The following is a 22,825-nucleotide window of genomic DNA, read 5'->3' as shown; positions in this document are numbered from 1 at the left end:
TCACCTTCGAACTGTGTTCTGTTATTTCCGGTCCCGGGACCGCCTGCGGATCTGGTCGAACCACACGGCCGCCACGAGCACGACGCTCACCGCGATGGGCTGCCAGAACACCGGCACCCCCACGATGACGAAGCCCTTGCGCAATACCGACGGGATGAACACCCCGATCACGGTCCCCAGCACCGACCCGACCCCGCCGAACAGGCTGGTCCCGCCGATCACGACACCGGCGATGGCGTCGAGATTGTCGGTGCCGTGCCCGGCGATGGTGGTGGTGCCGAAGTACGCGAGATTCATGAAACCGGCCAGGCCCGAGAGCATTCCGGTCATGAGATAGACCAGCACCAGGTGCCGGGTGACGCCGATGCCGGCGCGGCGGGCGGCCTCCGCGTTGGAGCCGATCGCATACGTGTAGCGCCCGAAGCGCGTGGTGTGCAGCAGCCAGGCCCCGAACAGCGTGACCAGCACCGCCACCAGCACCAGGTCCGGGATGCCGCCCAGCAGGGTGCCGAAACCCAGTGAATTGCGCAGCTTTTCGGGGACCGTGCGGGTGTCCACACCGCCGGTGATCAGCTGCGCCGCGCCGAGCGCGGCCCCGAACGAGCCGAGCGTGACGATCAGCGGCGGAATCTTGGCCTTGGCCACCAGGAATCCGTTCACCAGCCCCCAGACCGCGCCGCCCGCAATCGATATGGCCAAGCCCAGCACGATGATTCCCCAGCCCGCGTGCGTCGCGTCCCCGCCTGGGCTCAGCCACTCCATGGTCTTGGAGGCGAGCACGCCGGAGAAGATCAGCACCATCCCGACCGACAGATCGATTCCGGCGGTGACGATCACGAACGTCATCCCGATCGACAGCACCAGCAGCACCGAGGTCTCGATGAGCAGCGTCTGGAAGGTGAACCGGGTCGGGAACGCGTCGGGCCGCGCGATGCTGAACGCCAGATACAGCACCACCAGCACGATCCCGATCCAGAACGTGCCGGTCCCGGCCAGCCGCCGCACGATTCGGCCCACGGCCCCGCTCACGCTCTGCCCACTCAAGATTCGTCCTCCGTGGTCAGCGCCCCGGTCATGGCTCCCACCAGCTGTTCCAGCGTGGCGTCGGCCGCGGTGAAGCGCGCCACCCGCCGCCCCAGCCGCAGTACCTCGATACGATCGGCGACGGCCAGCACCTCGGGCATGTTGTGGCTGATCAGCACCACCGCGATGCCCTGATCCCGCACGCGCCGAATGACATCCAGCACCCGCTCGCGCTGCACCACGCCCAGCGCCGCGGTGGGCTCGTCCATGAACACGACCTTGCTGGCCCACATGACCGCACGCGCCACCGCCACGGCCTGCCGCTGCCCGCCCGACAGCGACCCGATCGGCACGTCGTCACGCGGCAACACCACGCCGAGCCGCTGAAAGTGCTCGGCCGCCTGCACTCTCATGGACTTGCGATCGAGCATGCCCAGTCGCCCCGGCAGCCCGGAGCGGAAAAGTTCGCGTCCGAGAAAGAGATTCGCCGCGGGATCCAGATCGGGCGCGACGGCCAGATCCTGATACACCGTCTCCACGCCCAGCCGCCGCGCCGCGACCGGCGAGGCCATGCGAACCGGTTTCCCATCCAACAGAATTCGCCCGCTATCGGGCTGCTCGGCCCCGGAAAGGCACTTCACCAGCGTGGATTTCCCGGCCCCGTTGTCACCGATCAGCGCCACCACTTCACCGGCGTCGACCTGAAAGCTGGCCCCTCGCAACGCCTCCACGCCGCCGTACCGCTTGTGAAGCCCTTCGGCTTCCAAAACCACGGCAGGCATCGGCGATCACCCCGGTGAAATCGTTTGAGCGGACGTCCGGTCCGCTCCGAGCGTACGTTCGATCTCCGGATATCGGGGCGGTATTTGCCAACACCGCTAGGGTTGGACCGATGACGAGGCCGGGATTCCGCGCGCTGCAACTGTTGTCCGCCGTCGCGCTGTGCGTCACCGCCGTCGGCTGCGCCTCGAGTCCGCACACCGTGCACCCGGCCGAGCGGACCGGGACCGCGCCCCTGGGTTCACTCGATACGCTCGGGATCACCTCGTCGGCCACCACGCCACCGCCCGCCGCGACCACCGCGCCGCCGCCCGGAACCACTGCCGCGCAGCCCGCCTTCACCGAGGACGACGCCCGCTACACGGTGCGCCGCTACCTGTCCCGCTGGACCGGCCAGCCGCTGCAGCCCGACGACACCGAGGGCCGGTATCCGCTGGTCTGCGCCGGTTCCGTGCTGGCGAACAATCCGGGAAAACTCACCGGCACACTGTCGTTCGACAATGACAGGATGACCGCGCGACTCACCGGAGACACCGGCGCGGAAGTGACTGTCCCGGTGACGAATTCCTCCACGGTCACCAGGGTGGCCACGTTCGCCCTGCGCGCGGCCTCCCAGGGCTACTGCATCGAGGACATCATCAACTGAGAGCCGGACTGCCCGGACCGATGCAGGAATTCCCGCGCCAGGTCCCGATACTGCTCGGCGCCACGCGATTTCGGATCCCATTTGGTCAGCGGTTCCCCGGCGATGGTGGAATCCGGGAACCGCACCGTGCGCGAGATGACCGTCTCGTAGAGCAGCGGGCCGAAGGATTCGGCCACCCGGTCGCGCACCTGCCGCGAGTGCAGCAGCCGCGGGTCGTACATGGTGACCACGATCCCCGATAGCTCGAGCCCCGGGTTCAACCGCTCGCGCACCTTGTCCATGGTGTCGTTGAGCAGCGCCAGCCCGCGCAGCGAGAAGAATTCGCACTCCATCGGCACGATCACGCCGTCCGCGCAGGCGAGCGCGTTCACCGTGAGCAGGCTCAGTGACGGCTGGCAGTCGATGAGGATGTAGTCGTAGCGGTCCCGGATGGGATCGAGCACCCGCCGCAGCGAGTGCTCGCGTCCGACCTCGTTGACCAACTGGATCTCCGCCGCGGAGAGATCGATATTGCTGGGCAGCAGGTGCAGATTCGCCACGCCGGTCTCGAGCAGTACGTCGTCGATCGGCGGCGCGTTGCGGGTCAGCAGGTCGTACACCGTCAGCTCGAGTTGGTGGTGGGCGACGCCCAGGGCCGCCGACAGCGCGCCCTGCGGATCGAGATCCACCAGCAGCACCCGCAGCCCGTGCTCGGCAAGCGCGGCACCCAGATTCACCGTCGAGGTGGTCTTCCCGACACCGCCCTTCTGATTGCACAGCGCAATCACGCGGGCGTTGCGGGTAGCCCCGGCCTGCTCAACAGCTGTGTTTGCCGACATTTCGCCAGCCTAACCCGAAGGTAGCCAGAACTGTCGGACCCCCGCTGAGTCCTTTCTCACGCCGTTAATCGCGTCTGATTACCAGCACAATTCGGTCATTTCGACGCGAATGGGCCTGGTGGACAAGGATCGAGCGGGGCGTCCGGTACGTGCTGAGGGTTAGCCAGAGGTGGCGCCGTAGTAGTCGGTGTGCGCCTTGGTGATCGCGGTGACCAGCTGCCCGATCAGCAGTTCGCGATTGTCCTGCGCGTACTGCAGGCTCGCCTCCCGCCGCCGATTGCGGTTCTTGAAGTGCGGGATCACCTCCGAGGCGAACAGCTCGTAGCTGCGCTTGGTGTCCGCCCAGCTCGCCATGTCCACGTGCAGGACCAGCAGGGTGCCGAAGCCGCCGGTCTTCTCGACGAGCCGCTCGATCCGCGCGATCGCCTCGTCCGGCGTGCCGATGACGGCCTGCCCGAACTCGCCGAGGTTCTCGTTGCGCCACTGATCGATGATGCCCTTCGGCGTGTCGGCCCAGGCCGGGTTCTCGCCGGTCTGCCGATTCACATACGCCGCCATCGATCCGATGCGCCGGCTCACGGCCCGCTCCGCCTCTTCCCGCGTCTCGGCCAGGAAGATCGGATTGACCAGCCGCCACCGCGCCCGGTCCGCGATGTGCCCGTGTTCGGCGCACACCTTCTCGTAGACGCCCCAATTTCGGTCCAGCACTTCGAATCCCATGGGTGAGCTGGCCGCCAGCGACAGCAGCGACAGTCCGTGCGTGCCGGCCAGCACCGAGCCGTTGGGGGAGATGGTCGAGGCGGTCGCGACCTCGATGCCCGCCGGATCGTAGGTCGGCAGCTGGGCGCGGGCATCGCGCAGGGTGAACCAGTCGGTGCTCATGTTCACCACCTCGCCGCGCAGCAGCGCCAGGATCGCCTCGAGCGCCTCGCCCTGGCGGCGGCGCTGCTCGGCGGGATCGATGCCCATCATGTGCGCGTCGAGCGGGATCTTGCCCGGTCCGGTGCCGAAGATCAGGCGGCCGCGGGTCTGCAGGTCCAGCTGGGTGATGCGGTCGACGGTGACCAGCGGGTGGTGGTACGGCAGCGACATCACGCCGGTGCCGAAGCGCAGCCGCTCGGTGCGCTCGGCGGCGGCCGCGATGAAAACATCGGGCGCGGGCACGATTTCGGCGCCGGTGGAGTGGTGCTCACCCATCCACGCCTCGTCGAATCCGAGGTGGTCGAGGTGTTCCATGAGGTCGATGTCGCGGCGCAGCTGCAGGGCCGGATCGGCGTCGAGGGGGTGATAGGGGGCCAGGAAGGCTCCGAATTTCAGCGATTCAGCGGTCCACACGGTGGATCTCCTTACCCAGTGCGCCGGGCTTCCTCGCCCGATGCGGTACAGCGAGTAAAACTGGATCAAGTGATCCAGAAGTTCGTCCGTCCCGGTGAGCGGGAGGACCGGAACGCGCGGTATGCCAGGCTCGTGGGATGACCGTCCCGACGCAGAACCGCCAGGGCACCGCGACCCGCACCCGGCTGGTGAAGACCGCCGAGCGCCTGTTCGCCGCGCACGGCGTGGACGCGGTCTCGGTGCGCGCGGTGAACGCCGCCGCCGGTCTGGGCCCGTCCTCGGTCAACTACCACTTCGGCACCAAGGACGACCTCATCGCCGCCGTCCTGCTCGATCTCGGCGCCGCCGTCCGCGACCGCATCCGCGCCAATACCGATCTGCTGGCCGCCGCCGAAACCCCGCCCACCGCAGCGTCTCTGGTGCGCGCCGTCACCGAGCCCTACCGAGACCTGCTGCTGCGGCACCGAACTCGCGGCATGCGCTGGATCAAGATAGTCACCCAGCTCTCCCTGCGCGATCACCCCGCCCTGACCGCCGCCGAGGCCGACCTGCCCGAGCACCTGCACACCCAGCTGCGCCGCGCCTTCCCGCGATCCGACCCGGCCAGGCTCGAGTCCCGCTGGGCCATCGCCCTCATGGGATTCCTGCAGGCCCTGGCCCGCGCCGACGAATGGCATCCCGCCACCGCGCCACCCGCCGAGAACCTGCTGGCCCTCTACGAGGACCAGGTCGTCTTCCTCATCGGCGGCCTGGAACGCCTGCTCGGACCACCCGGTCAGGGGAACGACGGGGTCGTGGGAACGTAACGTTTTCGGTCGCAGTTTTTTGGTGACCTTGACAGATTCGAAAGAATCCGCTGCTTGGACGTTCGATGACGCCCGGAGTGGGTACCCCGTATTCGTGCACCTGAGCCGACTACGGAGTGAGGACGATGACAGGTGACAGCTACGACAACATCGAGCCGCTGCTGAAACAGCTGGCTATCGCGGTCGAAGCCGATGACCCGGCGCGCGAGGACCTACGCGACGAGGCGATCGACCGTTGCCTGCCGCTGGCCGAACACATCGCGCGCAAGTTCTCCGGCCGCGGTGAACCCTACGAGGACCTACTGCAGGTCGCCAGGCTCGGACTGGTCGTCTCCATCGATCGTTTCGACGTCACGCGCGGATCCCGCTTCCTGTCCTTCGCCGTGCCCACCATCATGGGCGAGGTGCGTCGCTACTTCCGCGACGGCACCTGGGCGGTGCGGGTCCCACGCCGAATCAAGGAGATTCAACTGCGCCTGGGCACCACCATCGAGAAGCTGGCACAGCGGTTGGGCCGCATGCCCAATGCCGGTGAGATCGCCGCCGAGATCGGCGTCGACCGGGCCGAGATCACCCAGGCCATGCTGGCCGCCAACGGCTATCAGAGTTCGTCGCTGGAAGCGGCGATGCCCGACGGCGGGGAGAACGCACCGCTGTCGCTGATCGACGCCCTCGGCACCGACGAGCCGAACTACGAACTGGTCGAACAGTATCTGGCGGTGCGGCCGCACATCGCGAACCTGCCCGCGCGGGAACGCCAGGTGCTGGTGCTGCGCTTCTTCGACGGCAAGACCCAGGCGCAGATCGCCGCCGAGCTCGGCGTCTCGCAGATGCACATCTCACGCATCCTCGCCAAGACGCTCGCCGGACTTCGCGAAGAGGCACTGAAGGACTGATCCCGTCACGCGTTTCGGCACCGGATCGCCGGGTAGCCGGAGAGCGAACTCGACGATGGGAGCGTCATCATGGCGACGGTCAATCCAATTCGGCTCCAGAAGTTCCTGCGCGGAGCCGACTATCCCGCCAAGCGTGACGATCTCGTTCGCCTCGCCCGCGACAACGGCGCGGACGCCGTGATCCTCGACCGCCTGCGTCAGATCCCCGACCGCAGATACGAAGGGCCGCAGGCGGTCAGCCGCGCCGTCGTGCACTGACCGCGGACCGCACTGACCGCGGACGAGACGGAGGGACGAGGACGGCTATGACGCGAACCGGCGCGGGCGCCACCGGTAATCGGCTGGGGCTGCCGGAGACGATCGCGGCGGCCCTCTTCGATCTCGACGGCGTCCTGACCAGCACCGCCGAGCTGCACGAACGGGCCTGGAAGCAGATCTTCGACGAGTTCCTGGCGGCGCGCTGCGGTCCGGGATTCCGGCCGTTCAGCGCGGCGGACTACGCGGATCACGTGGACGGACGACCGCGACTCGACGGTGTCCGGGAGTTCCTGAGGACACGGGATATCACTGTGCCGGAAGGGAATTCCGAGGACGCACCGGACGAGTGGACCGTGCGGGCCATCGGTGATCGCAAGGATCGATTGCTGAAGACGATGATCGGCCGGGACGGTGTGCACGTGTATCCCGGGTCGGTGGACTACCTGTCGGCGGTGCGCGTGAGCGGGCTGCGGATCGCGGTGGTGTCGTCCTCGGCGAACGCCGCCGCGGTGCTCGACGCCGCCGACCTGGCGCGGTTCGTCGAGGTGCGGGTCGACGGGAACACCTTCGCCCAGCGCGGGCTGCGCGGTAAGCCCGCGCCGGACGGATTCCTGGCGGCGGCCGGGCAATTGGGGGTATCACCCGGCGGCGCGGCCGTTTTCGAGGATGCCGTGGCCGGGGTCGAGGCCGGGCACGCGGGCCGCTTCGGATTCGTGGTCGGCGTCGAGCGCAGGGGAGACGACCGGCACGCCGAGGCGCTGCGCGCCGCCGGGGCCGATGTGGTCGTCTCCGATCTGGCCGAACTGGCGGAGTCGTGATGGGCGCCAGTGGTTTCCAGGTCGCGCCGTGGGAATTGCGCTGGTGCGGACTGGATCTCGACGCGCTCGCGCGGAACGAATCGATCTTCGCGCTGTCCAACGGGCATCTCGGCCTGCGCGGGACCCTGGAGGAGGGCGAGCCGGTCGGACTGTCCGGGACCTACCTCAACGGCTTCTACGAAACCCGGGCGCTGCCCTACGCCGAGGTGGGATTCGGCTATCCGGAGCAAGGGCAGACCGTCGTGAACGTGACCGACGGCAAGATCATCCGATTGCTCGCGGAGGACGAGCCGATGGATCTGCGCTACGGGCACACCGAGGCGCACGAGCGTGTCCTGGACTTCCGGTCCGGGACCCTGCGCCGGGACACGATCTGGACCTCGCCGACCGGTCGGCGGGTGCGGATTCGCTCGGAGCGGCTGGTGTCGTTCACCGAGCGCGCGGTCGCGGCCATCCGGTATGTCGTCGAGCCGCTCGACGACGACCTGGAACTGGTCGTGCAATCGGATCTGCTGGCGAACGAACCGAGTTCGGCGAAACCCGGTGATCCGCGCCGGGCCGCCGCACTGGACCAGCCACTGATCGCCGAACACCACGTCGCGGCGGACCTCGGCGCGGTGCTGGTGCACCACACCCGGCGCTCCGGGCTGCGCATGGCCGCGGGCATGAATCACGAACTCGAGGTCCGCGACCCGCCCCGCTGCTCCGTCCACGCCGAGGACGACCTGGCCCGGGTCGCCATCGCGGCCGACGTGGGACTCGGAGATCGCCTGTGCGTGACCAAATTCCTCGCCTACGGATGGTCCGGCCGGCGCTCCGCGCCCGCGCTGCGCGCGCAGGTGGAGGCCGCGCTCGCGGCCGGGATGGAGATCGGGTGGGCGGGTCTGCTGGCACGCCAGCGCGAGTATCTCGACGACTTCTGGGCGCAGGCCGACATCGAGCTGGACGGCGATCCGGAACTGCAGCAGGCGGTGCGGTTCGCCATGTTCCACGTGCTGCAGGCCGGTGCGCGCGGGGAGGCGCGCGCCATCCCCGCCAAGGGGCTCACCGGACCCGGCTACGACGGCCACGCGTTCTGGGACACCGAAACCTATGTGCTGCCGGTGCTCACCTACACCATGCCCGTGGCCGCGGGTGACGCGCTGCGCTGGCGGCATTCCACCCTGGACCGGGCGCGTCGTCGCGCGGCCGAACTCGGGCAGTCGGGCGCGATGTTCCCGTGGCGGTCCATCAACGGCGACGAAGCCTCCGGCTACTGGCCCACCGCCACCGCGGCCGTCCACGTCAATGCCGACATCGCCGACGCCACCGCCCGCTACCTGACCGCCACCCGCGACGAGGAATTCGAAACCGACTGCGGCGTAGAGCTTCTCGTCGAGACCGCACGCCTGTGGGCCAGCCTGGGCCACCACGAATCCGACGGCTTCCGCATCGACGGCGTCACCGGCCCCGACGAATACTCCGCCCTGGCCGACAACAACCTCTACACCAACCTGCTGGCCCGGCGAAACCTGCGGGAGGCCGCCGCGGCCTGCCGGCGCCGCCCCGATGTCGCCCGGCGGCTGCGCGTCGACTCCGAAGAGCTGTCCCGCTGGCACGACGCGGCCGACGCCATGGTCATCCCCTACAACGCCGAGCTGGGCGTCCACGAGCAATCCGAGGGCTTCACCCGATACGCCCGCTGGGATTTCGACGCCACCCCGCCCGAGGACTACCCCCTGCTCCTGCACTACCCGTACTTCGACCTCTATCGCCTCCAGGTCGTCAAACAGGCCGATCTGGTCCTGGCGATGTATCTGTGCCCCAACGCTTTCGACCCCGAACAGCGAAGCCGCGACTTCGCCTATTACGAGGCCCTGACGGTGCGCGACTCCTCCCTCTCGGCCGGCGTCCAGGCCATCCTCGCCGCCGAGATCGGCGACCTCTGCCTGGCCTTCGACTATTTCGCCGAAGCCGCCCTCACCGACCTGCGCGATCTGCACCACGACGTCGACGCCGGGCTGCACCTGGCCGCCCTGGCGAGCACCTGGCTCGGCTGTGTCGCCGGATTCGGCGGCTTCCGCGCCCACGACGACCACCCCGCCTTCAGCCCGCGCCTGCCCGACGCCCTGACCGGTCTGTCCTTCCGAATCCTCTGGCGCACCAGCCGAATAGCCGTCGACGTCACCCCGGCGACCACCACCTACCGCCTGCTCGCGGGCGACCCCCTCCCGATCGCCCACCACGGCGAGCACCACAAACTCACCGATACCCCGCTCACCCTCGACAACCCGCCGCCCCCGAGTCCACCGTCGATCACCCAGCCGCCGGGCCGCGCGCCCGGCCCGCGCGGCTGACCGTGCCGGGCCCGTTTATCGGAGTGTCCGCCGGGTATCGCGATCAATGAATCGCGGACCCAGCAGGTCCGGAGCAAAGCGCTGAAAGGCACGACGATGGGCTACTATGACGAACGAAGTTATCGCGGTTACGGAGTGCGCTACGGCGGAGGATTCACCGTCCTGCTGTTCATCTGGCTCCTGATCGGCGTGATCGCCGCGGGCCAGCGCCACTACTACGACAACGCGCCGACCAATTGCGCCGGCACCGGAACCATTGCGGTCACCATCCTCGCGGGTCCCCTCAACTACGCCGGGGTCAACCCGAAAATCCACGAGTGCAACGTGAACGTCCCCCAACCCAGCCCGTAATCCCCGGTGGCATGTCCGGCCACCTTTTCGGCGTGAATTGCCCACTGCGCGTGGGGACGAGGACGCGTAGGTTTCGCACGTGTCGTTGAACCCGTTCATGCTCGGTGTGCGTTTCCTGCTCGAACTGACCGCGGTGGCGTCGTTCGGAATTCTGGGATGGCGTGCGTTCGAATCGCCCTGGCGGTTTCTGCTGGTGGTGTTGCTGCCGATTCTGGTGGCGGCGGCGTGGGGCGTCTTCGCCGTGCCGGGAGATCCGAGCCGCAATGGGGAGGCGACCGTGGCGGTGCCCGGGGCGGTGCGGCTCGTGCTCGAGATCCTCGTGCTGGGCGGGGGAGCATTCGCGCTGTGGGGAGCCGGATTGTCGGTGGCGGCGCTGGTGTCGGCGGTCGTGCTCGTGGTGTACACGGCGCTCGCCTACGACCGCCTCGGATGGTTGCTGGCCCATTGACGCCAACGCGCTGATGAAACGCCGTCCGCGGTCCTCGATCTGATCGGTACCGCCTCGAAAGCGGCTCCGTGGCCGGTAATCTCGTGCGATGGGGCAACGTACACTGTTCGCGTTGGCAGGTATCGTTCTGGCCGCATGGTGGGCGGTTGCCACGCCCGGCACTGTCGCCGCCGATCCCGGGCTACCACCGGTCGGCGGTGATTTCCTCTGGGGCGTGTCCAGTTCCGGCTTCCAGAGCGAAGGCTTTGCGCCGGACAGTAATTGGAGCCGCTACGCGGGCGGGGGATACGGCAATTCCGTCGACTTCCTGCATCGCTACGGCGAGGACATCCAGAACGCGGCCAACCTCGGCGTCGGCGTTTACCGGGTCAGCGTGGAATGGGCACGGGTACAACCGAATCCGGGCGAATGGGATTTCTCCTTCTATGACGCCATGCTCGACCGCATCCGCGCGGCCGGCATGCGCCCGATGATCACCCTGGATCACTGGGTATTCCCCGGCTGGGAAGTCGATCGCGGCGGCTGGCGCAATCCCGGCATGGTCGAGGACTGGCTGACCGAGGCGCGTGCCGTGGTGGACCGCTACTCGCACCTGGATCCGCTGTGGGTCACCTTCAACGAGCCGCTCGCCTATGTCGGAAAAGAGCAGCAGATCGGCGATCTCGGCGCGCTCGACGTCACCCCGATGATCGATCGGATGGTCGCGGCGCACCGGGCGATCTACGACCACATCCACGGCGTGCAGCCCGGCGCGATGGTCACCAGCAATCTCGCGTTCACCGGCATCGGCGCGGCGCAGGCCGACGCGTCCTTCATCGACCGGGTCGCGGACAAACTCGACTACATCGGAATCGACTACTACTACGGCGGATCGCTGAGCAACCCGCCCAACGCGATCGCGCAACTGACGAATCAGCCGTCGAATCTGATCCTCGAGCCCGACGGAATCTATTACGCGCTGCGCAGATACGGCCAGAAATTCCCCGGCCGCCCGCTCTACGTCGTCGAGAACGGCATGCCCTCCGACAACGGCTCCGCCACCACTGACGGCATGACCCGCGAAGATGATCTCCGCGACACCGTCTACTGGGTGCAACGCGCCAAAGCCGACGGCATCGACGTCATCGGCTACAACTACTGGAGCATCACCGACAACTACGAATGGGGAAGCTACTCACCCCGTTTCGGCCTCTACACCGTCGACGTCACCAGCGATCCCGGCCTGTCTCGCCGCCCGACCGCGGCGGTGCCCGCCTACCACGACATCACCGCCAACGGCGGCGTCCCCGCGGGCTATGTCCCCACGCGGGCTCCGGCGCTCTGCTCCCTGCAGGATCTACCCTCCAGCTGTATCAATCCGGTGCACTGACCGTCTGATCACCACAGCACCGGCCGATAGCGCAGCTCGTCATTCGCTGCGGCTATGTAGTCGATGACCTGAACCAGCGACGGATAGACGCGGTGGGCCAGGCGGCTCGTCTCGGCGTTGGCCGGAACCAGATCGGGGATCAGGACGCAGCGCAGGCCCGCGGCGTGGGCGGCACGCAGGCCGTTGGGCGAATCCTCGCAGGCCAGTGTGAATTCCGGGTGCGCGCCGAGCGCGGCCGTCGCGGTCAGGTAAGGCTCAGGGTGGGGTTTGCCGCGGTCGACGTCCTGGCGGGTGACGATCGCGCCGAAACGGTCGGCCAGCCCGACGGCGCGCAAGTGGTGGCGGGTGCGGTCCCGGCCCGAGGACGTGGCGATCGCGCGGGGCACGTCGCGGCGATCGAGTTCGTCGAGCAGGTCGTGCACGCCGGGCTTGATGGTCAGGCGGCCCTCGTCGACCAGGCGGGCCACGGTCGCCTCGTGCCGGCGGAAGAACTCCTCGAGCGGGAAGCCCGGGCCGAAGGCGGCCACGGCCAATTCGCGGCAGGTGTCGGCGGGCATGCCGATGAGACCGTGGCAGAACTCCGGCGAGAGCGCATAACCGAGTTCGGCGCCCGACAATGCCAGCGACTCCACGGCCAGCCGCTCGGAGTCGAGCAGTAGGCCGTCCATATCGAAAACCACTGCCCGAACCGGTTTTTCGGCAATGGTTCCGGAACCGTTCCCCGGTGTCACGCGACCCTCCCGTCGAATTCCGGCAGCAGCCGCCGCCCGATCACCTCGGTGACATTGTCGCGGACCAGTTCGGCCAGGGCGTCGCCCACCTCCTGCTGAATGTGCCCGAGGTGCGGCAGCTCCCCGAAGATGTCGGTGCGCGCGAGAAACGCGCGAGCCCGTCGATGCGGGTCGGGAATCGCGGCCAGCCGCGCCAGCTCCGGCGCCCGCGAGTCGATGATCTCCATGACGGCCCCGGGTGTCCCGCACAGATCGAACCATCGGATCCAGGCCGCGATCAGCAGGGTGGCCCCGGGGGTCGGACGGCCGTTCGCGAGGTTCTCCCGCATGGCCGCCGTCACCCGCGGCAGCATCTTGTCCGACCCGTTGCGGCCCACCCGCGTCATATCGTGCCGGATGGCCGGATTGCGGAAACGGCGCAGCAGATCGGCGACAGTGCGCCGCAATTCGGTCTCCGGCAGCGCGACGGTGGGCCCCTGCTCGTGCAGCATGAACTGCCGGGCCAGCCCGCCCAGCACCGGATCCGCGCCGGCCTCGGCGATGGTCGGGTATCCGGCCAGCGCGCCGAGATAGGCCAGCAGCAGATGAGTCCCGTTGAGCAGCCGCAATTTCGCCAGCTCGTGGGCGGTGACGTCGTCGACGTACTCGGCCCCGGCCAGATCCCAGCGCGGCCGCTCGCCCTCGAAATTCTCGATGGTCCAGGTCATGAACGGCTCGGCCGACACCGGAGCCCGATCGTCGACCCCGCCCAGCCGGGCGCGAGCGGCCGTGTCATCGTCGTCCGAGGCCACGATGCGATCGACCACGCTGCAGGGGAACTGCACATTGCGTGCGATCCAGTTCGCCAGCCGATCGTCGCGCAGGGACGCGAAATCGAGGACGGCACTGCGCAATTGGCGTCCATTGGCCGACAGGTTGTCGCAACTGATCACCACCGGCGGCGTCCCGCCCCGACGCCGCACCGCCGCCAGCCCGCCGACCAGCATGCCGATGGCCGTGCACGGTTTGGCGGTGCAGCGCAGATCGTGGCGCACCGGGTCGCTGCCCGAATCCAACCGGCCGGTGGCGGGGGAGAGGCAGTAACCGCCGGTGGTGACGGTGAGCGTGACGATGCGCACGCGCGGATCGGCGACCCGGCGCACGACCCCCACCCGATCCGAGGGTGCGTGTATGGCCGCGGTGAGCGCGCCGACCACCTCCGCCCGCACCGCGCCCTCATCGCGCAGCAGGGCGGTGTAGAGGTTGTCCTGCGCCCGCAACGCGCCGACCACGTCCCGCCGGGACATGGCCACCGCGGCGATTCCCCACCGGCGGTCACCGGTGGCGGTCATGGCGTGCTGGGTGATCAGCGCCTGGTGCGCGCGGTGGAACGCGCCGCATCCCAGATGCACGATGCCGGTGCCCAGGCTGCCGGGCGTGAACGGGGGCCGGGTCACATCCCGCGGCAGCTCCCGCAGCGCGCCGACCCCGAGCCGCGGTGAATTACCCGCGGGCGTAACCGAATTCATGGAGCTGTACATGCCGAGTCCTCCGGGGGCATTCGGAATGATCTACGTGAATGCGACCGTTCGACATTGAGGTCGGCGCAGAAGCGAATCTAGAACACGCTCTGAAAAACGTCGACACCAATTATCGTTTTCTACATGTACCGTCCGTCACACGATTATCTGTAAGTACCCGTAGGTAATTCGTAAATGCGCACCTGAATCGCTGTTTCGAGGCAATAGCGTCATCGCATGCGCACGAAAGTGGCGTAATGGTCGTCGGTGTACCAGGCCGATCCGTCGTTCCCGGTCACGATGCGCTCCGCGTCCCGCGACCGCCCCGGGGCCTTGCAATTGACGTCCCACTCCAAATAGTCGACGCCCTCCGGCAATTGGCCACCCCGATTCTGCCAGGTGGTTCCGCCCTTGGTTCCCGGGCAATCCGCCGGAGGCCACCCGCCCTGGTCGATCAGGCCCAGCGTCGTCCACGCCCGCTGCGGCACGCTCGCGGTGACCAAGCGCAGCTCGGCCACCGGGTGCGGCGCGGCCGGTTGTGCGATACCCCCGCCGACCAGCACCGCCGCCACGGCCATCAGGGCCACCGCGACGCCAATTGCCTTACCCCACACCATTTTCAGCGATATCGTCTCGATCTTCATGACCGCAGACGATCCCACGCGGGTCTGAACCGGCCGTCACATCGAGTTGTCGCCCGGGTAAATGAGTGTGGGCACCGGTCCGTGTCCGCCACTCATCCGGGCGACTTCGGGTGGTTACCACCGGCCGAGCCGGTCCCTACCGTTGAAAGGGGAGCCTTCCTCGAAATGCGAATTCACCGAACAGGAGATGACGAAATGACCGCAAGAATCGCAAGTGTCGCGGCCGCGGCCGCAGTTGTGCTGTCGCTCGGTGTGATCGGGGCATCGACCGCGTCCGCCGACGAACCGCAGGCCGCACCCGTGGACGGATCGATCGGGCTGTGTTTCACGCTCCCGTTCCCGGGATCGGTGAACCTGTACTGGTGCCTGTGAGAATTACCCGTCTGTCCGCTTTTTGCCATTGATCGGCCGGGACTTTCGTTGTCGCGCAACGTCGCCGGTCCTAGCGTGATCGCATGGCTTTCAATGTTGCGGACCTGTTCGAACACGCGGTGGATGCGGTCCCTGACCGCATCGCCGTCATCTGCGGTGATCGCCGGGTGACCTACCGTGAACTCGACGAGCGCGCCAATCGGCTGGCGCACCATCTGGCGTCGCGCGGCATCGGCAAGGGCGACCACGTGGGGGTGTACTCGCGCAACTCCATCGAGGCGCTCGAGACGATGATCGCCACCTACAAGTTGCGGGCGGTCTCGGTGTGCGTCAACTACCGGTACGTGGCCGAGGAAGTCCGCTACATCGTGGACAATGCCGACCTGAAAGCCCTGGTCCACGAGCGCGCGTACGCCGATATCGTGGCCGAGGTCGCGCCGGGCGCTCCGCTGCTGAGCGACGTGATCGTGATCGAGGACGGCACCGGCGGCGATTACACGTGCTACGGCGGTATCTCCTTCGACGAGGCGCACGTCGGGCAGTCGGCGGACCGCGATTTCGAGCAGCGCCGATCCGATGACCTCTACATCCTCTACACCGGCGGCACGACCGGGTTCCCCAAGGGCGTCATGTGGACCCACGAGGATGTGTGGCGCACCCTCGGCGGCGGGATCAACCATGTCACCGGCGAGTACGTCGCCGACGAATGGGAATTGTCGAATAATGCCAAGTCCTCGCCCAATGGCATTGTGATGGCCCCGCTTTCGCCGTTGATCCACGGGGCGGCGCAGTGGGCGGCGTTCATCACCTTGAACTCGGGCGGCACGCTGGTGTTCGTGCCGCAGTTCGATGCCGACGAGGTGTGGCGGGCGGTACAGCGGGAGAAGGTCAACGTGCTGACCGTGGTCGGTGACGCCATGGCCAAGCCACTGATGGACGCGTTCCGTGCCGGCGAGTACGACGTGTCGTCGCTGTGGGCGTTCAGCAGCCACGCCGCGCTGTTCTCTCAGGCGCTCAAACAGCAGTACCTCGAACAGTTCCCGAATCTGTTCATCACCGACGTGATCGGCTCCTCGGAGAGCGGCAGCACCGGACTGGCCGTGGTCAGCAAGGATTCCGATCATTCCCAAGGCCCGCGGGTGAAGTACAACGCGCAGGCCGCGCTCATCGACGACGACGGAAAACTGGTGGAGCCCAAGCCGGGTGCGGTGGGCCGGATGGCGCGCAGCGGGCACGTGCCGCTGGGGTACTACAAGGATCCGGAGAAGACGAAGACGATTTTCGTCGAGGTGGACGGCACCCGCTACGTCGTGCCCGGCGACTACGCGCGCTACGAGGAGGACGGCACCGTCACCCTGCTCGGGCGCGGGTCGGAATGCATCAACACCGGCGGTGAGAAGGTCTTCCCCGAAGAGGTCGAGGGCGCGCTCAAATCGCATCCGGATGTCTTCGACGCCTTGGTGATCGGCATCTCCGACGAGCGTTTCGGCAACTCCGTCGCGGCGCTGGTGCAGCCGCGCGGCGAGACCGAGCTCGACCTCGCCGCCCTCGACGCGCACGTGCGCACCAAGGTCGCCGGATACAAAGCGCCGCGCGGCTATTGGATCGTCGAGCAGATGATGCGCCAGCCGAGCGGCAAGGCCAACTACCCCGCCGCAAAGAGGCATGCCGCCGAGCACGCCGAACTCAAGCGCTCTCCGCTTTCAACAGCCCCAGTTCGGCCGCACGAGCACCGAGCTGGAAACGGGTCGCGGCGTTCAACCGGATCATGACGTCGGCCAGATAACGTCGATAGGTGCGGGTGGACACCGAAAGCCGCCGCGCCGCCACCTCATCGGTGACACCGGCGTTCAGCAATCGCAGCACCGCGATGGCCATCTCGTCGAATCCGCGCCGGCGCAGTGCGACATGATCCCGCAGGGGGAGCGCGGTCTCCCAGGTCTGGTTGGCGAATTGCTGGATGGCGCCCAACAGGGTGAATTCGGTGGCGAAATAGGCCTGCGGTTTCCCGTTCGCCTGTGTCCACACCACTGCCAGCCGGTCGTCGATGACCATCGTGTTGTGGAATGTGTTGTGCGTGACCCGGATTCGATCGCTGAACGTACGATCCCGGAGCAATTCCTCCAGATCGTGATCGTCGGCGTATCGCGAGTACACGAGCATCCGGACCCGTTTCCCGCCGTCGATCAGCTCCCGGAGCAGCGCGTCCGCAGCGACGAACTCCCGCCGCGCCCGAATCGGATTCGAGATCGCGATCGTCACCTCGTCCCGCACCCCGCGTAACCGCTGCAGCAAGGTCTCGCCCCAATCCTCGCGGGGAGTCACCGGCGAGTTGTCGGTGATCTCCCCGGCACCCGCGGCCGAATCGATTCTCGACAGTGCGGAATCCAGCAATTCGCGTGACCGAACCAGCAGGTCGGCCAGATCCCCAGACACAGTTCCCCTCCGATCCCGGCACCGTTGCCGCGACATCCGAATTCTCAAGGTACACAACCGCCCGCGGTGCCACCTGCCGGTATTTGCCTGATCCGCCAATAGTCCGATTCGTCGGCCGAGCATGGTCATCAGGAGCAGAATCCAGCCATGGCAGCTCGAAACCCGTTGTTCCCCTATTTCTATCGCCTGCTGGTCGACTTCACCGATCCTCTGCTGTACGGGCGGATCCGCACCGAGAGCATGTCCCACGCCGAAGGCCGTCTGCTCATCATCGGCATCGGACCCGGTAATGACCTGAAATACCTTCCACCCGAAGTAGCCTCGATCACCGCGGTGGAGCCCGATCCCGTCATGCGCCGCATGGCGGAGCGAAAAGCCCAGCGCCTCGGCCTGTCCGCCGAGATCCTCGACGCCGCGGGTGAACGACTGCCCTTCCCCGACGCCTCCTTCGACAGCGTTCTGTGCGGACTGGTCCTCTGTTCGGTCGACGACCCCGCCGCCACCCTCGCCGAAGTCCGCCGGGTGCTGACCCCCGACGGCAAACTCATCGTCCTCGAACACGTCCGGGGCGAGGGGCTCATGGCGCGCTTCCAGGACGGCATCGCCCGCCCCTGGTCCGCCTTCGCTTCGGGCTGCCAGCCCAACCGCCACACCGCCGCCGCCATCGCCGCGGCGGGCTTCGACACCACCGACCTCCGCTCCCACCTCGTCTGGCCGCTCCCACCCCCGATGACTCCGCACCTCAGCGGTGTAGCGCGGGCGATCTGAGCCAGGCTCGGTCGCTGCCGGGGCGGGGAACTATTCGGCGGTGTGGCTGGGCTGCGGCCGGATCGACCGGATACCGGCGAGACCGGTCCAGCAGAGACCGGCGGTGGTCGCGACGGCGTCGTGTTTGGACAGCGGCTTGCCGGTGGCCACCCAGTCCCGCGCGCAGGCTTGTGCGATCGCGACCAATTCGGCCGTGATCAGCCACTGCTGCCCGATCCGCGGCTGCGGGAACGGTGCCAATGCCCGCGTGACGGCGTCGGTGCAGATCGTCCCCGCGCGATGCGCCAATCGTTGCGCCGCCGGTTCCTCGGCCACCGCGGCCCCGGCGAGCAGAGCGGCACTGCGCGGGTGCAGGTCCGCGAAGTCGAACACCGCGGTCACCGTCGCGACCACGACCGACTGCATGTCCCGTGCGCTGCCGAGCGACGTCGAGAGCGTCTCGTCCAACACGTGCACGGCCTCGTCCAGCACCGCTAGATAGAGCTCCAGCTTGCTCGAAAACGACTTGTACAGTATCGGTTTGCTGATCCCCGACCGGCAGGCGATCTCGTCCATGCTGGCCGCCCGGTAACCGCAGGCAGCGAACAACCCCGCGGCGGCCGCCACGATCACCCGGCGACGCTCCAGCCTGGCCTGCGTCATAGTCCTGTTCGCCACGGTGGCGCCTTCCTCGACATCATCGTTTCCCGACGCCCAGTCATCAGCGTCGAACATCCATGCCAGCAAGAACGTACGCCGTCCGGTGCGCGAGGGCGCGCATTGGCGTCGTTCGGCCGCCCTTTCCACGAAAACCGAATGATGTACTGTTTTCGGGAGGTGCGGTGAGCACGGGAAATTTGGCGACGGAAGGAATCTCGTTCAGATGGCTTCGACCAGTACGCGACGTTCGATGAGGATCGCGAACGGAACACTGCTCGCGTTGGCGGTCGGCGCATCGACCCTGTGCGGCACCGCCTCCGCGGACCCGAGCCCCATCGGGCTCTCCTCGGGCAGCGGATCGTCCTCGGGCAGCGGCGCGAGCGACGGACCCGACGGCAGCACCCCGCCGCCCGGAGCCAACGACTTCTCGTGCCGGCCGACCGCCGCGCACCCGCGCCCCGTCGTCCTCGTCCACGGCACCTGGGGCAATCAGAACGCCTGGAACACCCTGGCCCCGCAGCTGAAATCCGAAGGCTACTGCGTGTTCTCGCTCAACTACGGCAAGGACACCACCAGCGTCATGGGCGCCAAGCGCGGCTCCTACGGCAATGGCGACATCCCCACCTCCGCCAAGGAACTCGCCACCTTCGTCGACCGTGTCCTCGAATCGACCGGCGTCGACCGGGTCGACCTCGTCGGACATTCGCAGGGCGGCACCATGTCCCGCCAGTACCTGCGCTTCGAGGGCGGCGCCGCCAAGGTCGCGAAACTGATCACCGTAGCGGCCACGAACCACGGCACAACCATGGACGGCCTGTCCGAGCTCGCCCTCGGAAGCTCCTCGGGCTCCACCGCCCTCTCCTCCGGCTCCACCGGAAGCTCCGGCCTGGCCGGCGGCCTCATCGGAAGCTACGTCGGCTTGGCCTCCGTGCAACAGCTGGCGGGCAGCGAATTCATCACCACCCTCAACGCCGACGGCGACACCGTCCCCGGCATCGAATACACCGTCGTCGCAACGCATGTCGACAAGACCTCGACCCCGCCCGAGGCGACCTTCCTCACCGCGGGCCCCGGCGCCAGCGTCGAAAACCTCTGGGTACAAGACGTGTGCCCGACCGACACGACCCCGCACGGAAAACTCCCCGATTCTCCCGCCGTGGCCTACATCGTCGAAAGGGCGCTGGACCCGACCGCCACCGGCTTACCCGCCTGCCGGTAGCCCGCGGCCACGTGCCCCGTCGCGGCACATAATTCGCTCGCTTCGAACCGCGAGTGCGCGTTAGCGTCCCGCTCATGACCTACGAACATCCGTTGGCCTATGTGCTGGGATTGGAAGGGGTCGCCCTGCTCCGCGCCTTCGCGGGCGAACACGACCGCGACTTCATCGAGGCCCGCTTCCGCGAGATCCGCCAACTCCTCGACGGCGAGCTCGCCACCCACCCCGGCGTCGACGTCTCGACAGCGGAAAGCCCTGAAGGATACGGAATCTGGGCCGAAACCTACGACGGCCCCAACCCCGCATTCGGCTTCGTCGACACCTTCATCCGCCCCATAGCCGAACAGCTCCCCTCCGGCATCGCGTTGGACGCCGCCTGCGGCACCGGCCGTATCACCGCCCTGCTCGCCGACTGCGGCCACAAGCCGATCGGCGTCGACGCCACCCCGGAAATGCTCGAACAGGCCCGAAACCGCCTCCCGGACACCGACTTCCGAGTCGGCCCCCTGGAAAACCTCCCCATCGCCACGGCATCGATCGACATCGTGACCTGCGCCCTGGCCCTCTCCCACGTCCCCGACCTGACCCAGGTCTTCACCGAATTCGCCCGAGTCCTCCGCCCCGGCGGCCACGCGATAATCGCCGACATCCACCCCGACCGCGTCGCCCGAACCCACGTCCCCACAGTCCGCCTACCCGACGGCACCCCCGCCCGCATCCGATCCCACCATCACCCCACGGGCGACTACGTGCGAGCCGCCCTCGCCGCAGGACTCTCGATCCGAGCCTGCAAGGAGCCGATTCCCCCGCAACGCCTCACCTCCACCGCCCTCCCTCCAACCACCGACCCCGGCCCCTGGGAAATCTGGCCCTGGTCCCTCTACAGCCTGATCCCCGAAGCCGCCTCCTCCGCCGACGTAGGCGCACCGTCACTGCTGCTCTGGCATTTCCAACGCGACTGAGACCGCTCGCTCAGATGACCCGCGCGGCCACCAGCGTCTCGAAGGTGTAGGGGCGTAGGCCATCGGTCCGATCGGCGAAGTAGCGCTGCTGAAGGTCTGCGCGTGTGGGGTGGTCCACGACCTTCGGCCCGCACCGGCTGACCAGCTTCTCGATCTCGGATACCGGCCAGCCCGGCTGAAGAGGCTCGCCGACAGAAGCCGCGATCGGAGTGTAGATACGGGCGTATTCCGCCCCCGCGTCGTCGAGCGCAGCGTCCTCGGCAAGGTAGGAGAACACCACCTCCGACCCGGGAGCCGCCGCCGCGACCATGCGCAACGTCGACTCGATCGCCTGTGCCGTCAGATAAGGGGCCACGCCCGTCCAACAGAACATCGCCGGCTCCCCCCAATCGAACCCGGCCGCGCCCAACGCATCCCGAACCGGCTCAGCCTCGAAATCAACCGGCACGAACACCTGCGACTCGCTGACCGGCAGCCCAAGTTCCCTGACCCGCTCGAGCTTCCAGCCCTGCGAGGCAGGGTGATCAACCTCGAACACCGTCACCGAGCCGACCAGATCCGGCCGCCGCCAAGCAAACGAGTCCAGCCCCGCCCCAAGAATCACATACTGCCCGAACCCACCCGCCCCCAGCCGATCCTCGGCATACCGACTACGAGTGCAAACAGCCGCCCGAGCCTCGAGCCGAACCGACTCAGGAAACATCGGATCGTATCGCTCTCGCAACTCCCGCCACCCCGGCCCAACCAGCACCAGCGCCAACACATCATCCAACACCCACGGCGCCGCCGTCTCCAACCGAAACAACCCCCGCGATATAGCCGCAAACATCGCCGTCCGACTCGGCGCACTCTCCATACAACCCTCCTCGCCGACCAGAACCCACCACACCGGCCACACCGCCGCCCTCAGGATCCTCCAAAACGGCATGGCCCGCCAGCATCACAGCCGCCCCCACTGACACGTCATCCCGATAAGGGCTGCGACACAACCAAACTCAGGACAGGAGAGGTTCGGACTCGACCGTGTTGCCGCAGACCCCAACCCGACGCGTCGCCGCGACCAGGCGTGCGTGGAAGGCAAGGTGGAGTCCGAGACGTATCCCATGCAAGATTGACTGACGAGAGCCTGCACAGCTCTCGATGACACAGCAGTCCACGCGTGGGGGGACCATGGTCAGTCAGATCGTCACCATCGCCGGTGTTCTCGTAGGTGCTGTGTCGTCCTACGTCGCGACGTATGTCTTGACGCGTCAACGCAATCGGTATGAGCTCTCGACGCGTTGGGACAGTCGGAAGCTCGATGCTTACGAGGCCTACGTAGACAAGGTGCGCGCGAACATCTCCGCGGCGTGGACGCTGTATCACGCATACCGCAGCGAGGACCAGCACCCAGATCCGCGTACGGAAGAGGAACTCCGTGCACTACTTTCCGAGACCGGCGGGGAACGGAGCCGCGCGTTCGAGCGAATCATGCTGCTCGGGGGCGACGACGTCGTCGAAACAGCCCATCACCTGAATGCGGTTGTGGCAGAACTTGTCTGGCGAGCGGGTCTGTCCAGATAACGGTGTAACTCGGGTTGATTGAGTCATTTCCGTGCGGCGGTGAGTCGGCCGTCGAAGGTGATGTCGAAGGCGTTCAACGCCGATTTCCAGCGGGTGATCCACCGTTTCTGG

At 67.5% G+C, this 22,825-nt stretch carries 25 protein-coding genes; 14 read left to right on the top strand and 11 right to left on the bottom strand.

The features are described 5' to 3' along the window. Positions 1-21: 21 nt before the first annotated feature. Together GPX89_RS42450 and GPX89_RS42445 are read right to left on the bottom strand one after the other, a co-directional pair. Positions 22-1,044: an ABC transporter permease gene (locus tag GPX89_RS42450; RefSeq protein WP_157393454.1), complete on the bottom strand. Its 1,023-nt coding sequence runs from the start codon at positions 1,042-1,044 to the stop codon at positions 22-24. Beyond that, on the bottom strand, positions 1,041-1,805 hold the full coding sequence (locus tag GPX89_RS42445) for an ATP-binding cassette domain-containing protein (protein WP_157393453.1): 765 nt from the start codon (positions 1,803-1,805) through the stop codon (positions 1,041-1,043). Before GPX89_RS42445 ends, GPX89_RS42450 begins: the two co-directional genes overlap by 4 nt. Before the next feature lie 110 nt (positions 1,806-1,915). Between GPX89_RS42445 and GPX89_RS42440 the strand changes: the two genes are divergently transcribed. Further along, positions 1,916-2,449: a hypothetical protein gene (locus GPX89_RS42440; protein WP_157393452.1), complete on the top strand. Its 534-nt coding sequence runs from the start codon at positions 1,916-1,918 to the stop codon at positions 2,447-2,449. Here the strand turns inward: GPX89_RS42440 and GPX89_RS42435 are convergent. Beyond that, positions 2,422-3,267, bottom strand: coding sequence for a ParA family protein (locus GPX89_RS42435; RefSeq protein ID WP_157393451.1), 846 nt, complete (start codon positions 3,265-3,267; stop codon positions 2,422-2,424). The genes GPX89_RS42440 and GPX89_RS42435 overlap by 28 nt on opposite strands. A gap of 159 nt (positions 3,268-3,426) precedes the next feature. Then, a complete protein-coding gene (locus GPX89_RS42430; RefSeq protein ID WP_328602966.1) occupies positions 3,427-4,602 on the bottom strand; it encodes an LLM class flavin-dependent oxidoreductase in 1,176 nt (391 codons plus the stop codon). Between the two features lie 137 nt (positions 4,603-4,739). Here GPX89_RS42430 and GPX89_RS42425 point away from each other — a divergent pair, with 137 nt between their 5' ends. The 8 genes from GPX89_RS42425 (at position 4,740) to GPX89_RS42390 (ending at position 11,884) form a co-directional block, all read left to right on the top strand. Beyond that, positions 4,740-5,408 (top strand): TetR/AcrR family transcriptional regulator, encoded by a 669-nt coding sequence (locus GPX89_RS42425; RefSeq protein ID WP_157393450.1) that lies wholly within the window; start codon positions 4,740-4,742, stop codon positions 5,406-5,408. Positions 5,409-5,533: 125 nt separating this feature from the next. Then, positions 5,534-6,304, top strand: a complete 771-nt coding sequence (locus tag GPX89_RS42420) for an RNA polymerase sigma factor SigF (protein ID WP_157393449.1) — start codon at positions 5,534-5,536, stop codon at positions 6,302-6,304. 69 nt (positions 6,305-6,373) lie between these two features. Next, positions 6,374-6,562 (top strand): DUF2795 domain-containing protein, encoded by a 189-nt coding sequence (locus GPX89_RS42415; protein ID WP_157393448.1) that lies wholly within the window; start codon positions 6,374-6,376, stop codon positions 6,560-6,562. 47 nt (positions 6,563-6,609) lie between these two features. Further along, positions 6,610-7,380, top strand: coding sequence for an HAD family hydrolase (locus GPX89_RS42410; RefSeq protein ID WP_157393447.1), 771 nt, complete (start codon positions 6,610-6,612; stop codon positions 7,378-7,380). Next, positions 7,380-9,716, top strand: coding sequence for a glycoside hydrolase family 65 protein (locus GPX89_RS42405; protein WP_157393446.1), 2,337 nt, complete (start codon positions 7,380-7,382; stop codon positions 9,714-9,716). Before GPX89_RS42410 ends, GPX89_RS42405 begins: the two co-directional genes overlap by 1 nt. A gap of 96 nt (positions 9,717-9,812) precedes the next feature. Then, positions 9,813-10,067, top strand: coding sequence for a hypothetical protein (locus tag GPX89_RS42400; RefSeq protein WP_157393445.1), 255 nt, complete (start codon positions 9,813-9,815; stop codon positions 10,065-10,067). A gap of 79 nt (positions 10,068-10,146) precedes the next feature. Continuing rightward, positions 10,147-10,515: a YrdB family protein gene (locus tag GPX89_RS42395; RefSeq protein ID WP_328602965.1), complete on the top strand. Its 369-nt coding sequence runs from the start codon at positions 10,147-10,149 to the stop codon at positions 10,513-10,515. A gap of 88 nt (positions 10,516-10,603) precedes the next feature. Further along, positions 10,604-11,884, top strand: a complete 1,281-nt coding sequence (locus GPX89_RS42390; protein ID WP_157393444.1) for a family 1 glycosylhydrolase — start codon at positions 10,604-10,606, stop codon at positions 11,882-11,884. A gap of 8 nt (positions 11,885-11,892) precedes the next feature. On the opposite strand, the gene GPX89_RS42385 is transcribed toward GPX89_RS42390, so the two are convergent. The 3 genes from GPX89_RS42385 to GPX89_RS42375 form a co-directional block, all read right to left on the bottom strand. Continuing rightward, positions 11,893-12,564 carry an HAD family hydrolase gene (locus tag GPX89_RS42385; RefSeq protein WP_328602964.1) on the bottom strand — a complete coding sequence of 224 codons (672 nt, stop codon included), beginning with the start codon at positions 12,562-12,564 and terminating at the stop codon, positions 11,893-11,895. A gap of 47 nt (positions 12,565-12,611) precedes the next feature. After that, positions 12,612-14,135 carry a mannitol dehydrogenase family protein gene (locus tag GPX89_RS42380; RefSeq protein ID WP_157393442.1) on the bottom strand — a complete coding sequence of 508 codons (1,524 nt, stop codon included), beginning with the start codon at positions 14,133-14,135 and terminating at the stop codon, positions 12,612-12,614. A 209-nt stretch (positions 14,136-14,344) separates the two neighbouring features. Further along, entirely contained in the window at positions 14,345-14,758 is a 414-nt protein-coding gene (locus tag GPX89_RS42375) for a ribonuclease domain-containing protein (protein WP_157393441.1), read from the bottom strand. A gap of 195 nt (positions 14,759-14,953) precedes the next feature. On the opposite strand from GPX89_RS42375, the gene GPX89_RS44135 reads away from it, so the two are divergent. Further along, on the top strand, positions 14,954-15,130 hold the full coding sequence (locus GPX89_RS44135; protein WP_198347852.1) for a hypothetical protein: 177 nt from the start codon (positions 14,954-14,956) through the stop codon (positions 15,128-15,130). 83 nt (positions 15,131-15,213) lie between these two features. After that, entirely contained in the window at positions 15,214-16,902 is a 1,689-nt protein-coding gene (locus GPX89_RS42370) for an acyl-CoA synthetase (protein ID WP_157393440.1), read from the top strand. Here GPX89_RS42370 and GPX89_RS42365 read toward each other — a convergent pair. Then, on the bottom strand, positions 16,817-17,566 hold the full coding sequence (locus GPX89_RS42365) for a helix-turn-helix transcriptional regulator (protein ID WP_157393439.1): 750 nt from the start codon (positions 17,564-17,566) through the stop codon (positions 16,817-16,819). The two genes, GPX89_RS42370 and GPX89_RS42365, sit on opposite strands and share 86 nt — an antisense overlap. Positions 17,567-17,713: 147 nt before the next feature. On the opposite strand from GPX89_RS42365, the gene GPX89_RS42360 reads away from it, so the two are divergent. Next, positions 17,714-18,334 carry a class I SAM-dependent methyltransferase gene (locus tag GPX89_RS42360; RefSeq protein ID WP_157393438.1) on the top strand — a complete coding sequence of 207 codons (621 nt, stop codon included), beginning with the start codon at positions 17,714-17,716 and terminating at the stop codon, positions 18,332-18,334. Between the two features lie 30 nt (positions 18,335-18,364). Here GPX89_RS42360 and GPX89_RS42355 read toward each other — a convergent pair whose 3' ends face one another. Then, complete coding sequence (locus tag GPX89_RS42355; RefSeq protein WP_157393437.1) at positions 18,365-18,991, bottom strand: TetR/AcrR family transcriptional regulator; 627 nt, start codon at positions 18,989-18,991, stop codon at positions 18,365-18,367. A 232-nt stretch (positions 18,992-19,223) separates the two neighbouring features. Between GPX89_RS42355 and GPX89_RS42350 the strand changes: the two genes are divergently transcribed. Together GPX89_RS42350 and GPX89_RS42345 are read left to right on the top strand one after the other, a co-directional pair. Next, on the top strand, positions 19,224-20,192 hold the full coding sequence (locus tag GPX89_RS42350; protein WP_157393436.1) for an esterase/lipase family protein: 969 nt from the start codon (positions 19,224-19,226) through the stop codon (positions 20,190-20,192). 74 nt (positions 20,193-20,266) lie between these two features. Then, entirely contained in the window at positions 20,267-21,151 is an 885-nt protein-coding gene (locus tag GPX89_RS42345) for a class I SAM-dependent methyltransferase (protein WP_157393435.1), read from the top strand. A gap of 10 nt (positions 21,152-21,161) precedes the next feature. On the opposite strand, the gene GPX89_RS42340 is transcribed toward GPX89_RS42345, so the two are convergent. Both GPX89_RS42340 and GPX89_RS44175 read right to left on the bottom strand, forming a co-directional pair. After that, entirely contained in the window at positions 21,162-22,007 is an 846-nt protein-coding gene (locus GPX89_RS42340) for a class I SAM-dependent methyltransferase (RefSeq protein WP_157393434.1), read from the bottom strand. A 566-nt stretch (positions 22,008-22,573) separates the two neighbouring features. Then, positions 22,574-22,825, bottom strand: a 252-nt coding sequence (locus GPX89_RS44175) for a hypothetical protein (RefSeq protein WP_207710611.1), incomplete at its 5' end; no start/stop codon positions are given.

It is taken from the genome of Nocardia terrae (assembly GCF_009760405.1).
GTDB classification, from domain to species: Bacteria; Actinomycetota; Actinomycetes; order Mycobacteriales; family Mycobacteriaceae; genus Nocardia; species Nocardia terrae.
Note: the sequence above shows the minus strand (reverse complement) of the source record. Positions and strands in the feature narration are given on the sequence as shown.

Excerpts from the sequence above, each read along its gene's own strand:
- GPX89_RS42390 (WP_157393444.1), top strand. The coding sequence starts at position 10,604 with ATGGGGCAACGTACACTGTTCGCGTTGGCAGGTATCGTTCTGGCCGCA.
- GPX89_RS42415 (WP_157393448.1), top strand. The coding sequence starts at position 6,374 with ATGGCGACGGTCAATCCAATTCGGCTCCAGAAGTTCCTGCGCGGAGCC.
- GPX89_RS44135 (WP_198347852.1), top strand. The coding sequence starts at position 14,954 with ATGACCGCAAGAATCGCAAGTGTCGCGGCCGCGGCCGCAGTTGTGCTG.
- GPX89_RS42350 (WP_157393436.1), top strand. The coding sequence starts at position 19,224 with ATGAGGATCGCGAACGGAACACTGCTCGCGTTGGCGGTCGGCGCATCG.
- GPX89_RS42425 (WP_157393450.1), top strand. The coding sequence starts at position 4,740 with ATGACCGTCCCGACGCAGAACCGCCAGGGCACCGCGACCCGCACCCGG.
- GPX89_RS42410 (WP_157393447.1), top strand. The coding sequence starts at position 6,610 with ATGACGCGAACCGGCGCGGGCGCCACCGGTAATCGGCTGGGGCTGCCG.
- GPX89_RS42345 (WP_157393435.1), top strand. The coding sequence starts at position 20,267 with ATGACCTACGAACATCCGTTGGCCTATGTGCTGGGATTGGAAGGGGTC.
- GPX89_RS42340 (WP_157393434.1), bottom strand. The coding sequence starts at position 22,007 with ATGGAGAGTGCGCCGAGTCGGACGGCGATGTTTGCGGCTATATCGCGG.
- GPX89_RS42420 (WP_157393449.1), top strand. The coding sequence starts at position 5,534 with ATGACAGGTGACAGCTACGACAACATCGAGCCGCTGCTGAAACAGCTG.
- GPX89_RS42370 (WP_157393440.1), top strand. The coding sequence starts at position 15,214 with ATGGCTTTCAATGTTGCGGACCTGTTCGAACACGCGGTGGATGCGGTC.
- GPX89_RS42445 (WP_157393453.1), bottom strand. The coding sequence starts at position 1,805 with ATGCCTGCCGTGGTTTTGGAAGCCGAAGGGCTTCACAAGCGGTACGGC.
- GPX89_RS42435 (WP_157393451.1), bottom strand. The coding sequence starts at position 3,267 with ATGTCGGCAAACACAGCTGTTGAGCAGGCCGGGGCTACCCGCAACGCC.
- GPX89_RS42375 (WP_157393441.1), bottom strand. The coding sequence starts at position 14,758 with ATGAAGATCGAGACGATATCGCTGAAAATGGTGTGGGGTAAGGCAATT.
- GPX89_RS42360 (WP_157393438.1), top strand. The coding sequence starts at position 17,714 with ATGGCAGCTCGAAACCCGTTGTTCCCCTATTTCTATCGCCTGCTGGTC.
- GPX89_RS42380 (WP_157393442.1), bottom strand. The coding sequence starts at position 14,135 with ATGTACAGCTCCATGAATTCGGTTACGCCCGCGGGTAATTCACCGCGG.
- GPX89_RS42400 (WP_157393445.1), top strand. The coding sequence starts at position 9,813 with ATGGGCTACTATGACGAACGAAGTTATCGCGGTTACGGAGTGCGCTAC.
- GPX89_RS42440 (WP_157393452.1), top strand. The coding sequence starts at position 1,916 with ATGACGAGGCCGGGATTCCGCGCGCTGCAACTGTTGTCCGCCGTCGCG.
- GPX89_RS42405 (WP_157393446.1), top strand. The coding sequence starts at position 7,380 with ATGGGCGCCAGTGGTTTCCAGGTCGCGCCGTGGGAATTGCGCTGGTGC.